The 14813-nt window shown below is 63.9% G+C and carries 13 protein-coding genes; 2 read left to right on the top strand and 11 right to left on the bottom strand.

Annotation, left to right across the window (positions count from 1 at the left end; genetic code table 11):
* Both OVA00_RS21545 and OVA00_RS21540 read right to left on the bottom strand, forming a co-directional pair.
* On the bottom strand, positions 1 to 666 hold the full coding sequence (locus OVA00_RS21545) for a methionine ABC transporter permease (RefSeq protein WP_268089598.1): 666 nt from the start codon (positions 664 to 666) through the stop codon (positions 1 to 3).
* On the bottom strand, positions 656 to 1738 hold the full coding sequence (locus tag OVA00_RS21540; protein ID WP_089044929.1) for a methionine ABC transporter ATP-binding protein: 1083 nt from the start codon (positions 1736 to 1738) through the stop codon (positions 656 to 658). Before OVA00_RS21540 ends, OVA00_RS21545 begins: the two co-directional genes overlap by 11 nt.
* Before the next feature lie 414 nt (positions 1739 to 2152).
* Here OVA00_RS21540 and OVA00_RS21535 point away from each other — a divergent pair, with 414 nt between their 5' ends.
* Positions 2153 to 3025, top strand: coding sequence for an NAD-dependent epimerase/dehydratase family protein (locus OVA00_RS21535; RefSeq protein ID WP_090297985.1), 873 nt, complete (start codon positions 2153 to 2155; stop codon positions 3023 to 3025).
* Between the two features lie 54 nt (positions 3026 to 3079).
* On the opposite strand, the gene OVA00_RS21530 is transcribed toward OVA00_RS21535, so the two are convergent.
* From OVA00_RS21530 to xylA, 5 genes are all read right to left on the bottom strand, one after another.
* Complete coding sequence (locus OVA00_RS21530) at positions 3080 to 4447, bottom strand: GH1 family beta-glucosidase (protein WP_268089597.1); 1368 nt, start codon at positions 4445 to 4447, stop codon at positions 3080 to 3082.
* 146 nt (positions 4448 to 4593) lie between these two features.
* Positions 4594 to 5775, bottom strand: coding sequence for a Gfo/Idh/MocA family protein (locus OVA00_RS21525; protein WP_060517518.1), 1182 nt, complete (start codon positions 5773 to 5775; stop codon positions 4594 to 4596).
* Between the two features lie 260 nt (positions 5776 to 6035).
* Entirely contained in the window at positions 6036 to 7088 is a 1053-nt protein-coding gene (locus OVA00_RS21520) for a sugar phosphate isomerase/epimerase family protein (RefSeq protein ID WP_034787015.1), read from the bottom strand.
* Between the two features lie 193 nt (positions 7089 to 7281).
* Positions 7282 to 7407, bottom strand: coding sequence for a hypothetical protein (locus tag OVA00_RS21515; protein WP_268089596.1), 126 nt, complete (start codon positions 7405 to 7407; stop codon positions 7282 to 7284).
* Between the two features lie 6 nt (positions 7408 to 7413).
* On the bottom strand, positions 7414 to 8724 hold the full coding sequence (gene xylA, locus OVA00_RS21510; RefSeq protein ID WP_034787018.1) for a xylose isomerase: 1311 nt from the start codon (positions 8722 to 8724) through the stop codon (positions 7414 to 7416).
* Between the two features lie 142 nt (positions 8725 to 8866).
* On the opposite strand from xylA, the gene OVA00_RS21505 reads away from it, so the two are divergent.
* Positions 8867 to 9229: a nuclear transport factor 2 family protein gene (locus OVA00_RS21505; protein WP_090298098.1), complete on the top strand. Its 363-nt coding sequence runs from the start codon at positions 8867 to 8869 to the stop codon at positions 9227 to 9229.
* Between the two features lie 35 nt (positions 9230 to 9264).
* Here OVA00_RS21505 and xylB read toward each other — a convergent pair whose 3' ends face one another.
* The 4 genes from xylB to OVA00_RS21485 form a co-directional block, all read right to left on the bottom strand.
* Entirely contained in the window at positions 9265 to 10719 is a 1455-nt protein-coding gene (gene xylB, locus OVA00_RS21500) for a xylulokinase (RefSeq protein ID WP_268089595.1), read from the bottom strand.
* 50 nt (positions 10720 to 10769) lie between these two features.
* On the bottom strand, positions 10770 to 11807 hold the full coding sequence (locus OVA00_RS21495) for a LacI family DNA-binding transcriptional regulator (RefSeq protein WP_034787022.1): 1038 nt from the start codon (positions 11805 to 11807) through the stop codon (positions 10770 to 10772).
* 145 nt (positions 11808 to 11952) lie between these two features.
* Positions 11953 to 13068 carry a metallophosphoesterase gene (locus OVA00_RS21490; protein WP_268089594.1) on the bottom strand — a complete coding sequence of 372 codons (1116 nt, stop codon included), beginning with the start codon at positions 13066 to 13068 and terminating at the stop codon, positions 11953 to 11955.
* 89 nt (positions 13069 to 13157) lie between these two features.
* On the bottom strand, positions 13158 to 14747 hold the full coding sequence (locus OVA00_RS21485; protein ID WP_268089593.1) for a DHA2 family efflux MFS transporter permease subunit: 1590 nt from the start codon (positions 14745 to 14747) through the stop codon (positions 13158 to 13160).
* Positions 14748 to 14813: the final 66 nt, after the last annotated feature.

The following is a 14813-nucleotide window of genomic DNA, read 5'->3' as shown; positions in this document are numbered from 1 at the left end:
TCAGGTCTTGCGGTTTTTCTTGTCGAAGCGCCGCGCCAGCCCGTCGCCGGCGCTCTGGACGAACTGCACCAGCACGATCAGCACGATGACGACGACGAGCATCACGTCGGGCATGAAGCGCTGGTAGCCGTAGCGGATGCCAAGGTCGCCGAGCCCGCCGCCGCCGACGGCACCGACCATCGCCGAATAGCCGATGAGGCTGACGGCGGTCATGGTGAGCGCCAGGGTCAGCGCGGGCCGCGCTTCGGCGAGCAGCACCTTGAAGACGATCTGCATCGGGGTCGCGCCCATGGCGCGCGCCGCCTCGATCAGGCCCTTGTCGATCTCGCGGATCGCCGCTTCCACCAGCCGCGCGACAAAGGGAATGGTGGCAATCGTCAAGGGCACAATCGCAGCCTTCGTACCGATGGAGGTGCCGGTGAGCAGTCGCGTAAACGGAATGATGGCGACGACGAGGATGATGAACGGCGTCGAGCGCGTGGCGTTGACGATCAGCCCGATGATGCGGTTGAGCGTCGGCGCCGGGAAGAGTTCACCCTTGCCGCTGGTGGCGAGGAAGATGCCGATTGGCCCGCCGATCAGCGAGCCGATCAGGCCGGCGATGGCGACCATATAGATCGTGTCGACGGTGGCCCCGCCGATGCGCAGGAGAATATCAGGCGACATAACCGAGCACCTCCGTGACCAGACCGTTTTCGACAAAGAAGCGTTCGGCGCGGCCGGACGTCTCGGCATCCGCGCCATAGGCGACGACCAGCGAGCCATAGGGCGCGCCGCCGATCTCGTCGATCGTGCCGGCGATGATGTTGACCTCGGCGCCGACAGACTTGATCAGCTGCGAGATCAGCGGCTTCTCGGCCGCAGCCCCGAAGAAGGTGAGCCGCACGACGGCGCGATCGCCGGCCGCGGGTGCAGACTTCAGGGCGCGGGCGACCGCGTCTGGAAGCTTCGACCCCGGCAGCCCCGAGAGCAGCGCCCGCGTCGTCTCGTGCTTCGGATGGGTGAAGACGTCGAAGGTGTGGCCACGCTCGACGATGCGGCCATGATCGATGACGGCGACGTCTGAGGTCACCGCCTTCACCACTTCCATCTCGTGGGTGATGAGCAGCACCGTCAGGCCGAGATCGGCATTGATGCGCTTCAAAAGCTCCAGGATCGACTGGGTCGTTTCCGGATCGAGCGCCGAGGTCGCCTCGTCGGAGAGCAGGAGCTTCGGCTCGGTCGCAAGCGCCCGGGCGATGCCGATGCGCTGTTTCTGGCCGCCTGAAAGTTCGGCCGGATAGCGCCCGTGCTTGTCGGCGAGACCGACGAGATCGAGCAGCGGCCGAACGCGCTGTTCGATCGCGCGCTTGTCCATGCCGGATATTTCGAGCGGCAGCGCGACGTTTCCGAACACGGTGCGCGAGGACAGCAGGTTGAAGTGCTGGAAGATCATGCCGACGGAGCGGCGAAGGCTGCGCAGCGCCGCCTCGTCGAGCCCGCCGACATCGACGCCGTCAACCAGCACCTTGCCGCCCGTCGGCTTTTCGAGCCCGTTGACCAGTCGGATCAGCGTCGACTTGCCAGCGCCGGAGCGGCCGATGATGCCGGTGATCGAACCACGGTCGACGGTCAGCGAGACCTTGTCGAGCGCAGTGAAGGCGCCGCTGGTGCCGGACGCGGGGAAATGCTTGGAAACGCCGTCGAAGACGACGGCCGCGTCAGCCGATGGCGCGGCGTTTTGGGCGGAAACGCTCATCGTTCGGAATTCCCCGAATGAGGCGCAGTCGGAATGTGCGGGTACATAAGTGCTCTCGGATGTTCAAAACTCATGATCCCGGGCCTGGCCGGGATGGAACGCGCGTCTGGTCAGGCCGACATTCGACAACGCATTCGGAACAGGGAGCACTTCTCTAACATCAAGCAACCAGTCAGTTCAACTTTGCTGCCGCATGGCCCGCATGCGACATAATCTACGGCTCTTATGGAGAATTGCCATGCCCTTTCACAGGCATGATTTTTCCGAATTTGCCAAGCAACGGCAAAACCATGCTCTTTTGCTTCGCAACGCGCCGTCATCCCGCAAATCGCCATCTTGGAAATCCTTGTTCGGGCGGACTGTGTCCGACCGCATTTCATGCTAACGGGCAGGAACAGGAATATGAGGTGAGAAATGCGCATCGTCTTGACCGGAAGTTCCGGCCGCATCGGCAGAGCGATCTACAACGCGCTCGCCGCCGCCGACCATGACGTCATCGGCATCGATCGCGCGCCCTTCGGCACGACGGCCATCGTCGGCGATCTCGTCGATGGCGAACTGCTGGAGCGCGCGATGGAAGGGGCGGACGCCGTCATCCATACGGCGGCCCTGCACGCGCCACATGTAGACGCCGTCGCCGACCAGGAGTTCGAGCGCGTCAATGTGATGGGCACCCATCTGGTGATTGCCGCAGCCCAGGCCGCCGGCGTCGGCCGCATCGTCTTTACCAGCACGACGGCACTTTATGGTCATGCGGTCACGGAAGGCGGCTGCGCCTGGATCACCGAGGAGACGCCGCCGAAGCCGCACACCATCTACCACCACACCAAGCTTGCGGCCGAAGCTCTGCTCGAAAACGCGGCGGATCGTGCTTTGCATGTGCGGGTGCTGCGCATGTCGCGCTGTTTCCCGGAGGTCGCCGATCGTATCGCAAGCTACCGCCTGCACCGCGGCATCGATGCGCGCGACGTGGCTGCCGCGCATGTGGCAGCACTCGACAATGGCGGCCCGGCTTTTCAGCGCTACATCATCTCGGGCGAAACGCCGTTCCTTCCAACGGATTGCCGCCGGCTGGCGGAGGATGCCGCAGGGCTCCTGCGTGAGCGTGCGCCAAAACTGTCGCAGGCCTTTGCCGATCGCGACTGGCCGCTGCCCGCGACCATCGACCGGGTGTATGACCCGAGTGCTGCGATCGAAAAGCTCGACTGGAAGCCGCGCTACGGTTTCAAGGAAGTGCTGGCCCAGCTCGACCGGCAGAGCCTGGAAGTCCTGCCGGTCCGGCGGTGAATTGACCGAGCCGCACGGAAGCGTTGCGGGCGGGTGAGCCCGCCCGCTTGAGCGTCAGATGTGGTTGCCCTTCGGGAACTGTTCGGCCAGAGCCTGGTACCACTCACCGCTCTTCTTGATGGTGCGGACCTGCGTGTCGTAGTCGACATGGACGATGCCGAAACGCATCTTGTAACCTTCGGCCCATTCGAAATTGTCCATCAGGCTCCAGGCGAAATAGCCGCGCATCGGATAACCCTCGGCGATCAGATCCGCCGTCACCGACAAGTGGTCGGCGATATAGTCGAGCCGCGGCTGGTCGTCGACAATGCCGTTCTCGACACCCATGTTGTAGCAGGCGCCGTTCTCGGTGATGTAGCAGTCGGGCAGCTGGTAGGTCGCGTTCAGCGTCTTGACCAGGCTGCCGAGCGCCGGAGCGTAAACCTCCCAACCGATATCCGTCTTTGTCTGGCTCACCGGCTTGGCATTGATGGTTGCCGGATATTCTGCGCCCTTGGCCGGATCGGCACTGACCCGCATCGGCGTGTAGTAGTTGAGCCCCCACCAGTCGAGCGGCCGGGAGATCGTCACCATGTCGCCGTCTTCGATCGCCGGCATGCGATGGCCGAGCGCGCTCATGAAGCTTTCGGGGTACTCCCCCTTAAAGATCGGACCGAAGAAGACGCCATTGTGGAAGTCGAAGGCGCGATCGGCGGCTTTCCTGTCGGCCGCGCTGTCGCTACCCGGGTAGACCGAATGCGCATTGATGACGATGCCCGTAGGCAAGCTCGGCCGCTCGGAGCGGATGGCGTCGACGCCGAGCCCGTGCGCCAGATTGGTAAAGTGCAGCGCATGCAGGGCTGCGTCCATGTTGCGCTCGCCCGGCGCATGGATGCCATAGAGGTGGCTGAGCCACACCGAGCACCAGGGCTCGTTGAAGGTCGCGACCGCGTCGAGCCGGTCGCCGAGGCGGGCGATCACGGTCTTGGCGTAGCGCTGGAAGGCATAGGCCGTCGTGCGGGCCGTCCAGCCGCCATCGCCCATCAGTGCCAGCGGCAGATCCCAATGATAAAGCGTGGCGAAGGCCTTGATGTTACGCGCCTTCAGACCGTCGACGAGGCGGTCGTAGAAATCGAGACCCTTTTCGTTGATCGGGCCGGTGCCTTCAGGAATGATCCGCGGCCAGGCAACGGAAAACCGATAGGCATCGACGCCGAGGCTCTTGATCAGGTCCAGATCCTCGTCGAGCCTATTGTAGTGATCGCAGGCGACATCGCCGTTGTGACGCCCGAAGACACGGCCCGGCATGTTCGAAAAGGCATCCCAGATCGACGGCTTGCGCCCGTCAGCTTTGGTCGCGCCTTCGATCTGGAAGGAGGCGGTCGCCACCCCGAATACGAAATCGCCCGGGAAGCGCTCTGCCAGGATCTTGGGATCGGTCATCTCTTTGTCTCGTCTCGTTCCGGCCCCGCTGCCAGCGGGACCTTGGTTTTCGGTTTGTAGCGGGCCGACCTAAATCCATGCCGGCAAATGTCAACTCGCGAAAAAGGGCGGGAAAGCCCCGCCCTTCCGCCGGTATTGGCCTGCGGCTATACCTTTACCCACGCCCCATTTCGTTTGGATGACTGTACGCAGGCGTCGACGAAGACCATGCCCTTCATGCCATCGTCGATGGTCGGGTAAGTGACGGCCGGATCGATCTTCTCGCCCTTGCGCTTGGCAAAGATGGCGCGCGCCGCCTCCGTGTAGATGTTGGCGAAGCCCTCGAGATAGCCTTCCGGATGGCCCGACGGAATACGGCTGACGCGGTTTGCGGCCGCACCCGCCCCGGCGCCGGCGCGAGTGAGCAGGCGCTTCGGCTCACCGAACGGTGTGTACCAGAGATAGTTCGGGTCCTTCTGCGTCCATTCAAGCCCGCCCTTGGTGCCGTAAACGCGCACCATCAGGCCATTCTCGTGGCCGGGCGCCACCTGGCTGCACCAGAGCAGCCCCTTGGCGCGCTCGCCGTCCTTCGCCTTGAAGCGCATCATCACATGGGCGTTGTCGTCGAGCTGGCGGCCGCCAACGAAGCTGTCGAGATCGGCAGCGAGTTCTTCGAGTTCGAGACCCGATACGAAGGCGCCGAGATTATAGGCGTGCGTGCCGATATCACCCGTCGAGCCGCCGGCACCCGAGCGCGCCGGATCGGTGCGCCAGGCCGCCTGCTTCTGGCCCGACTGCTCGATGTTTTCGGTGAGCCAGTCCTGCGGGTACTCCATCTGCACCAGCCGCACCGCACCGATCTCGCCATTGGCGACCATCTCGCGCGCCTGCCGTACCATCGGATAGCCGGTGTAATTGTGCGTCAGCACGAACAGCGCATCGCTCTCGTCCGCCGCTTTCTTCAGCTTCTTCGCGTCGCCAAGCGTCGAAGTCAGCGGCTTGTCGCAGATCACGTGGATGCCGCGCTTCAGGAATTCCTTGGCCGCAGCGTAGTGCACATGGTTTGGCGTGACGATCGCCACCGCCTCGATGCCATCCTTCAGCTTCGCCTCGCGGATCGCCATCTGCTTGAAGTCGGAATAGACCCGCGACGGATCGAGCCCGAGCTCTCGGCCTGAGCTTTCCGCCTTTTCCGGCGTCGACGACAGCGCGCCGGCCACCAGCTCATAGTGATCGTCGATACGGGCTGCGATGCGATGCACCGCGCCGATGAATGCGCCGGAGCCGCCGCCCACCATGCCGAGCCGGATGCGACGCTCGCGCTTCTCGCTCGTTCCTTCGATTGCCATGATCTTCTCCCCTGTTCGTTCCGTGTTGTTTGTTCGTTTCCTGGCGCAAGGGATGCCCCTCATTCGCCCGCCGGCACCTTCTCCCCGCACGCGGGGAGAAGGGCTCATGCCGCACCCGCTTGCGAAACCGCAGCAACAGCAGCCACGATAACCCGTGGTCAGCGGCAATCCACGTCCCCTCTCCCCGCCTGCGGGAAGAGGGCCAGTCCTCGGGTTAACCCGAGGAGAGCGGGCAGTCGCACCCTCAGGTCCTACCTGCCTCAGATCCCCAGCATGCGCCGGTTGGCCGCCTCGTCCGTGCCAGCCCCGGCAAAGTCGTCGAACGCCTTCTCGGTCACGCGGATGATGTGATGCTTGACGAAATCGGCACCCTCGCGTGCCCCATCCTCTGGATGTTTCAGCGCGCATTCCCACTCGACCACCGCCCAGCCGGCGAAATCGTTGGCGGCCATCTTCGAGAACACCGCACCGAAATCCACCTGGCCGTCGCCGGGCGAGCGGAAGCGGCCGGCACGGTTGACCCAACCCTGGTAGCCGCCGTAGACGCCCTGGCGCCCGGTCGGGTTGAACTCCGCGTCCTTGACGTGGAACATGCGGATGCGGTCCTTGTAGATGTCGATATTGTCGAGATAGTCGAGGCACTGCAGCACGTAGTGCGAAGGGTCATAGAGCATGCAGGCGCGGGCATGGTTGCCGGTGCGCTCCAGGAACATCTCGTAGGTGATGCCGTCGTGCAGATCCTCGCCCGGATGGATCTCGTAGCAGACGTCGACGCCACAATCCTCGGCATGGTCGAGGATCGGCTTCCAGCGCTTCGCCAGTTCATCGAAGGCGGTCTCGACGAGACCGGCCGGCCGCTGCGGCCAGGGATAGACGAAAGGCCAGGCGAGCGCGCCGGAGAAGCTTGCCATGGCGTTGAGGCCGAGGTTCTTCGAGGCCGTCAGCGCCAGCTTCACCTGTTCCACCGCCCAGGCCTGGCGTGCTTTGGGATTGCCGCGCACCTCGGGTGCTGCAAACCCCTCGAAGGCTTCATCATAGGCCGGATGCACGGCGACGAGCTGACCCTGCAGATGGGTCGAAAGCTCGGTTACCTCGACGCCATTGTCGCGCGCCGTGCCGGCGAACTCGTCGCAATAGGCTTTCGAGGTCGCCGCCTTTTTCAGATCGATCAGCCGCGCGTCCCAGCTCGGCACCTGCACGCCCTTGTAGCCGCAATCGGCCGCCCATTTGGTGATCGCATCCCAGGAATTGAACGGCGCGGCATCGCCGGCGAATTGCGCAAGAAAGAGCCCTGGCCCCTTGATGGTCTTCATGCTGATTTTCCTCCCGATGGAACGGCCGAAATTGGTGTTGGCCTTGTCCTGACAGCCGGCATGAAAGGCGATTGCACGCCTTTGTTTTCTCCCAGAACTGCCGGATCTGAAACGTTGCAGGCGCCGAAGCTAGCAGATTTTCAGCGAGGGGCAACAGCGCACGACCGGATTCCGAAAAGTTTTGTAATCGATTTCATTGCAAACGGCATTGGGCCAGCCACGGCACGCCCTTGCTGCAGAAATCCGCGACATCAATGATCGCCTCCCGTGCGCGTCGACGAAGAGAAAGGGCGCTTTCGAAGCGCCCTTCGATATCCATCTCCGCTCAGACGTAGCGGTTGACGACGTTTTCGAGCAGCTCCTGCTTGCCGGACTTCGGCTGCGGGTTGAGGTCCGACTTCAGCACCCAGGCCTCGATCTCTTCCAGCGAGAAGCCGCCGTCGAGCATCTTCTTGGCTTCCGGCACCTGCCAGCCGGCATAGCGGCCTTCGAGCGGTGCGGAGAGCGCCTTGTCCTCGATCATTTTTGCCGCTGCCTTCAGGCCACGCGCGCAACAATCCATGCCGCCGATATGGCCGATCAGCAGGTCCTCCGGATCGATCGACTGGCGACGCAGCTTGGCGTCGAAGTTCGTGCCGCCGGTCGCAAAGCCGCCGCCGGCAAGAACCTGGTAATAGGCGAGCGCCATTTCCGGCACGTTGTTCGGGAACTGGTCGGTATCCCAGCCGGACTGGTAGTCGTTGCGGTTCATGTCGATCGAGCCGAAGATGCCGAGCGCGTTGGCAAGCGCCAGCTCGTGCTCGAAGGAGTGGCCGGCGAGGATCGCATGGCCCTGCTCGATGTTGACCTTCACCTCGTTTTCCAGGCCGTAGTTCTTCAGGAAGCCGTAGACCGTCGCGACGTCGTAGTCGTACTGGTGCTTGGTCGGTTCCTGCGGCTTCGGCTCGATCAGGATCGCGCCCTTGAAGCCGATCTTGTGCTTGTACTCGACGACGAGGTTGACGAAACGGCCGAGCTGGTCGAGCTCGCGCTTCATGTCGGTATTGAGCAGCGTCTCGTAGCCTTCACGACCGCCCCAGAGCACGTAGTTCTGGCCGCCGAGGCGCTTGGTGGCGTCAAGGCAGGTTTTCACCGTCGCGGCTGCGAACGCGAAGACATCCGGATCCGGATTGGTCGCCGCACCCGACATGTAGCGCCGGTTGGAGAAGAGGTTCGCCGTGCCCCACAGCAGGTTGACACCGGTCTCGGCCTGCTTCTTTTCGAAGTAGTCGACGATCTCGTTGAGGTTCTTCGTGTTCTCGACGAAGCTTTTGCCTTCCGGGCGCACGTCGGCATCGTGGAAGCAATAGAACGGCACGCCGAGCAGGTCGAAGAATTCGAAGGCGACGTCGGCCTTCAGCTTGGCCGCAGCCATGTCGTCCTTGAACCAGGGACGTTCGAAGGTCTGTCCGCCGAAGGGGTCGCCGCCCGGCCAGACGAAGGTGTGCCAGTAGGCAACCGCGAAGCGCAGGTGATCTTCCATGCGCTTGCCGAGCACAACCTCGTCCTTGTTGTAATGGCGGAAGGCGAGCGGGTTGGCGCTATCCGGTCCTTCATATTTGATCTTGGCGATATCGCCGAAAAAGCCAGTGCTCACGGGTCTTGCTCCTCTTTCAAGAGTGGTGTCGGCCGGCGTCGCCCATGCGATAGGCGCGGCCATTACGTGGAAGGTAATTGGTTTCATTCCCTCGTCCGGCGATACCGGAAGCATCGAAACGCCAAACGAAAGGAACACTTCGATGCACGACTTCAACGCCATCGCTAGAGCCTACATCGCCGCCTGGAACACGACCGACGCCGCAAGCCGCGCCGGCCAGATCGAGAAGGCCTTCACCGCCGACGTCGCCTATCGCGACCCGATCATGCAGGGCGACGGCCATGCCGGCGTGGATGCGCTCATTGCCGGCGTGCACGGACAGTTCCCCGGCTTCCGCTTCACGCTGAAGGGTGCCGCCGACGGTTACGCCGACACGATCCGCTTTTCCTGGGCACTCGGTCCGGACGGCGTTCCCTCTGTCATCGAAGGCACCGATGTCTGCCAGATCGAAGATGGTCGGCTGAAGACGGTCACCGGTTTCCTCGACAAGGTTCCGGCCCGCTGAGCACGCGGCGGCGGATCGAGACAGGGGGCGCCGTATCACGACACGGCGCCCTTGATCGCCGGATAGAGCCGGCGGTAGCGCTGGTAGCTCGCCTCATAGGCCGAAACCAGCGACGCCTCCGGCGCAATGGTCTCGGCCGTCTGTGGGGCGTAGCAGGTGACAACGGGATCGGCACCGGTCGCGGCGATCAGGCCAAGGCGGGCCGCCCCGAAGGCAGCGCCGAAATCGCCGTCGGCGGGCAGATCGACCGGCAGGTTGAGCGCCGTGGCGATCGATTTGAGCCAGTAGCGCGAGCGCGAACCCCCACCGATCGCCGTCACCCGAGAAAGCGTCGTGCCGGCGGCGCGCAAGGCTTCCAGGCTGTCGCGAATGGCGAAGGACACGCCCTCCATCACCGCCTGGGTCAGCACCACCCGGCCGCTCTCATGGCCAAGCCCGACAAAGGCGCCACGGATCGCCGCGTCATTGTGCGGCGTGCGCTCGCCCGACAGATAGGGAACGAACGTGACGCCCGAAGGCGCCTTCAGATGATCGCCGAGTTCGGCGCTCAGGTCGGCAGCACTGCGGCCGGCGATGCCGGAGTACCAGTTCAGCGCATCGGTCGCGGACAGGATCACGCCCATCTGGTGCCAGGTATTCGGCAGTGCGTGGCAGAAAGCGTGTACGGCGCTTTCCGGGTTGGGCAAGTAGCTTGCATTCGCCGCGAAGAGTACACCCGAGGTACCGAGCGAGACGAAGGCATTGCCCTCGCCGACCGTGCCCATGCCACAGGCAGAAGCCGCATTGTCGCCTGCACCGCCGGCAACCACGACGTCACCGGAAATGCCCCAGCGCGCGGCCAGTTCCGAACGCAGCTTCCCGGCCGCATCGGTTCCCTCGACCAGGCTCGGCATCTGCTTTTCGTCCATGTCGGTGGCGGCAAGCAGGCTTTCCGACCACTGCCGCTTGCCGGTATCGAGCCAGGCAGTGCCGGCGCTGTCGGACATTTCCGACATGTGCTCGCCGGTCAGCCACAGGCGCAGATAATCCTTCGGCAGCAGCACCCAGCGCACCTTGGCGAAGATGTCGGGCTCGTTGGCCCGCACCCAGGCAAGCTTCGGTGCGGTGAAGCCGGGGAAGACGATGTTGCCGGTGATGGCGCGGAACTGCGGGTCCGCATCGAGCGCTGCCGCCTCTCGGAAGCTGCGGGTGTCGTTCCAGAGGATGCAGGGCCGAAGCACCCGGTCGTCGGCATCAAGCAGCGTCGCACCGTGCATCTGGCCGGAAAGGCCGATACCGCGCACCGCCGAAAGCTCCGCCGGGTGTGCCGCCTTCAGCCCGGCAATTGCCTCTTCGGTGGCGCGCACCCAATCAGCCGGGTCCTGTTCCGACCAGCCGGGATGCGGCCGCGACACGTCGAGCGCGCCGGAGGCCGAACCGACGATGCGCTGGCCGCCATCGATCAACATTGCCTTGACGCCCGAGGTGCCGAGATCCAGTCCGAGATACATGCTTGCCTCCATTGAGCAATTCTTCGAAAGAACTGCGTAAATTCAAAGCGCTACGCCGGATCGACCGGCAGGTTGTCCTTCAGGAAAATTTCGATGCGGATGCGCTCCTGCGCCCCGATCACCGAAAGGCCGTCGGCGCGGGCCTTCAGCACCCGGATGGCGCTGCGCACCTCATGGCCGCCGTCCTGATTGAGGAGAGCGTCGAGCGTGCCGGAAAGAAGTGCCGCGCGGCTGTGCGGCGTCAGTTCATGGGCGATGGCGCAGACAGCCTTTTCGCGACCTGCCTTTTCCAGCGCCGCGATCAGGCCGCGATTGCCGGCGCCGAGACTGTAGATGCCGGCAAGTTCCGGTTGATCGGCGAGAAGGTTGGAGACGAGGCGATCGACCTCGGCCGGATCGTCATGGCCTTCGACGACGGGCAGCAGCCGGCGGCCAGGCGCACTTTCTGCCATGGCTGCGCCAAAGCCTTCGAGACGGTCGCGATGGTCGCGCACCAGCATCGAGCCGGCTACGATCGCCACCGGGCCGTTTCGGCCACCGAGGAAACGCCCCATCAGGGTGCCGGCGGTCCGGCCGGCGGCAACGTTGTCGACACCGGCGAAATGATCGCGCGACGACCCCGGCAGGTCGGAAACCAACGTCACGACGGCGACGCCGTCTTCACGCAGCGCATCTACCGCACTGACGACCTCGGGCGCATCGATCGCAACGACCGCGACGCCGGCCGGGTCAAGCGCCCGCGCTTTATGAAGCGCTGCAGCTAACGCTTCCGGGTCGAAGGCCGGCACGGAAAAGACCGTGATCGCCGTGCGCTCGACTGCCGAGCGCGCCTTCGCCGCCTCCACCTCGGCCGCAAGGCCGCGCATGAAGGTGTTGTCGCCCTCTGGCAGGATGAAGACCAGCGGGTAGATCCGGCTCTTGGCGAGGTTGGCGGCGGCGACGTCGCGCACATAGCCGAGCGCTTCGATGGCGCGCTCGACCTTGTCGCGGGTGACACCACGCACGCCCGGCCGGTTGTTCAGAACCCGGTCGACGGTCGCGAGGCTGACCCCGGCTCTAGCAGCGATATCGTGAACTGTCGGGCGCATGTTTTCCTCCGGGTTCTGCCTTTAGAGGAATTTCTGATGTACGTAAATCAAAAATCCACAAGACGTGGAAAACGGAGCGCCGCACGGCTGTCCGGAGACAGGGGATTCGACACCTTAAATATTTGATTCAGATAGAGTTTTCGACCTAGGAAAGGCGCTTGCTGAAGGTATCGGTAAAGACAACCTCGCCATGGCTCTGTCCAGCCTCCGCCAGCGCCACGTCCATGAAGCCATCGGTCACGCGCACGACGGCAAAGCCGCCCATGTAGGCCGCCTTCGGCTTGATGAGATCGAGCCCGCCCTGCCGGTAGATCATTGCGGTTTCGTGCTGATGCCCGTGGAACAGGCCGATGACGTTGCTGCCTTTGACGGTGTCGAGCAGCGCCTGGCGCTGAGGGATGCTCCACCAATGCGGAGCGCCGTCGCCTTCGTCGTCGAAAGTCCTGGCCTTCGCATCCCAGACCTCCGTCGAAAAGGCGTCCCAGCCATAGTGCTGGAAGAGGATCACCGGCCGGCCGTCGGCGGCATAGGACGCCAGATCCTGTTTCAGCCAGGGCAGCGCATTGACCGCACCCTTGGTCTCGTCGCCGCCGAAGCGCTGCAACTGCACCAGATGCAGCCCGCCCCAGTCCCAGGAGTAGCAATCCGACAGCGGATCGTAGTTGGTGACCGGCACCGGAGGCTTGTAGAACACCGACTGGCGGTGGTTGAGCTCGACATAGTCGCGCAGTTCGCGGCGATACCAGTCGACATGCGGCGTGGGCCCATCCTGGTCGAGGTCGTGGTTGCCGAGGCCGACATAGACGGACATGTGGACGTGGTCGGGTCCCGCCCCTTCCTGGTAGCGACTTGAGAATTGCTGCAACTGCCGCCCCTCGCGCGGCTGGCGCACCTGGCCGCCGCCGTCATCGGTGAGATCGCCGCCGAGCACCAGGCCGAGCGGCTTGCCGATCTCTCGCCCGGCGCTTGCAAGCCCGCTCGGCTTGCCGGCAACCGTCTCCGGCCAGCGCATGGCGTGCACGGCATTCAGCGCCGCGACGTGGCGCAGCAGATTGGCGTCCGTCTTGCCTTCGGCCGCGCAGTTGGGAGCAAGCCCTTCGATTGAAACGAGGCAGGCATGGATATCGTTGGAAAACAGGAATGTCGCGTCGATGGCCGGGACTGCGGCGCGGCTTCGGGAGGCTGCAAGCGCTGCCCCGAGACCGGCAAGGCCCGCAACGAATGATCGCCTGGATATGCCGTCCGAACCCGATCGCCGCATGCCGCTCCCCCTCTCACACTTGGGACAGAAGTGTGCCGCAAGGCGCGGCTCGCGTAAACCGAGAGTCGCGTCCTGCTTAAGAGGGGGAGCTAGTGACCGCCGCCGCTAGGGCCGACGCCCTCGGGCTTCTTGATCATCATGACGCCGAGGATCAGCGACAGGAACAGCACCGTCAGCAGCATGAAAATATCGCCGAAGGACAGGATGATCGCCTGCTTCTGCACCATGCCCGCAAGCTGCTTGATCGCGATCGTCGTGCCGTCGAGACCATGGGCGTTGAAGTTGGCGGCCATGTTGTTGAAGCGTTCCATGGCTTCCGGGTTACCCCACTGGATATGCTCGGCAAGGCGGGCATAGTGGAAGTCCTGGCGCTGGGTCAGGATCGTGTTGATAACCGCGAGCCCCACCGCGCCGCCGAGGTTACGGGTCAGGTTGAACAGGCCCGATGCGCCGCGCATGCGCGCCGGCGGCATGGTGCCGAGCGCGATGTTGTTGATCGGCACCATGCACAGCATCAGCCCGACGCCGCGCAGGATCTGCGGGATGAACAGCTCGTAGAAGTCCCAGTCGGCCGTCAGGTGCCCCATGATCCAGGTGCCACTGGCAAAGCTGGTGAAGCCGATCGTCATCAGCACGCGCGGATCGAGCTTGCCCGAGAGAATACCCGCGACCGGCGCCGTGAAGAACATGGCAAGGCCCGAGACGAACATGGTCTCGCCGATCATCAGCGAATCGTAGCCGCGGATACGGCCGAGATAGAGCGGATAGAGATAAGTGAGACCATAAAGGCCGATGCCCATGACGAAGGAGAACATCGAGCCGAAGGCGAAGTTTCGGTTGGCAAAGGCCCTGAGGTCGACGACCGGGAACTCCACCTTGAAGGCGCGGTAGAAGAACACGATGGCGGCAATCGCCGAAGCGACGGCACCGATGACAATGTGCTCGTCGTTGAACCAGTCGTTGGTGTTGCCCTCTTCCAGCACGTATTCGAGCGCGCCGAGGAAGATCGCCATCGAGGCGAGACCCCACCAGTCGAACTTCTTGAACAGGCCAAGCTCCGGCTTGTCGAAGTCGATGAAGGTCCAGGTGAGCGTCGCAACGATGATGCCGGGAATGACGTTGACGAGGAACAGCCAGTGCCAGGAGAAGGCGTGGCTGAGATAGCCACCGACCGTGGGGCCGATCGTCGGCGCCAGGGTCGCGATCAGGCCGATGATCGGCGAGACGATGTTGCGCTTCGACGGCGGAAAGATGGTGAAGGCGGCCGCGAATACGGACGGGATCATGCCGCCGCCGATGAAGCCCTGGATCGCGCGATAGACGATCATCTGGTCGATATTGGTCGCGGTCGCGGCAAGCGCGCTCGCCGCGGTGAAGCCGGCAGCCGAAACCGAGAACAGCACGCGCGTCGAAACGATGCGCGCCAGCGTGCCCGAGAGCGGGATCATGATGACTTCGGCAATGAGATAGGAGGTCTGCACCCAGCCGATCTCGTCGGAACCGGCCGAAAGGCCGGCCTGGATTTCGGCAAGCGAGGCCGAGACGATCTGGATGTCGAGGATGGCCATGAACATGCCGACGACCATGGCGAAGAAGGCGATCAGCCTCTTCGGGTCCATATGTTCCTCGACCTTCGGTGCGGCGGCCGCCACCGAGCCTGCTGTTGCCGTTGCGGCCATCTCAGCCACTCCTTGCATGGGCGCGCTTGGGCGCCAGCGTTCTGGACATGCGCGTTTCGCCGCGCC

The organism is Ensifer sp. SL37, from assembly GCF_026672675.1.
Taxonomy (GTDB): domain Bacteria; phylum Pseudomonadota; class Alphaproteobacteria; order Rhizobiales; family Rhizobiaceae; genus Ensifer; species Ensifer adhaerens.
This window is presented reverse-complemented; position numbering and strand designations above follow the sequence as displayed.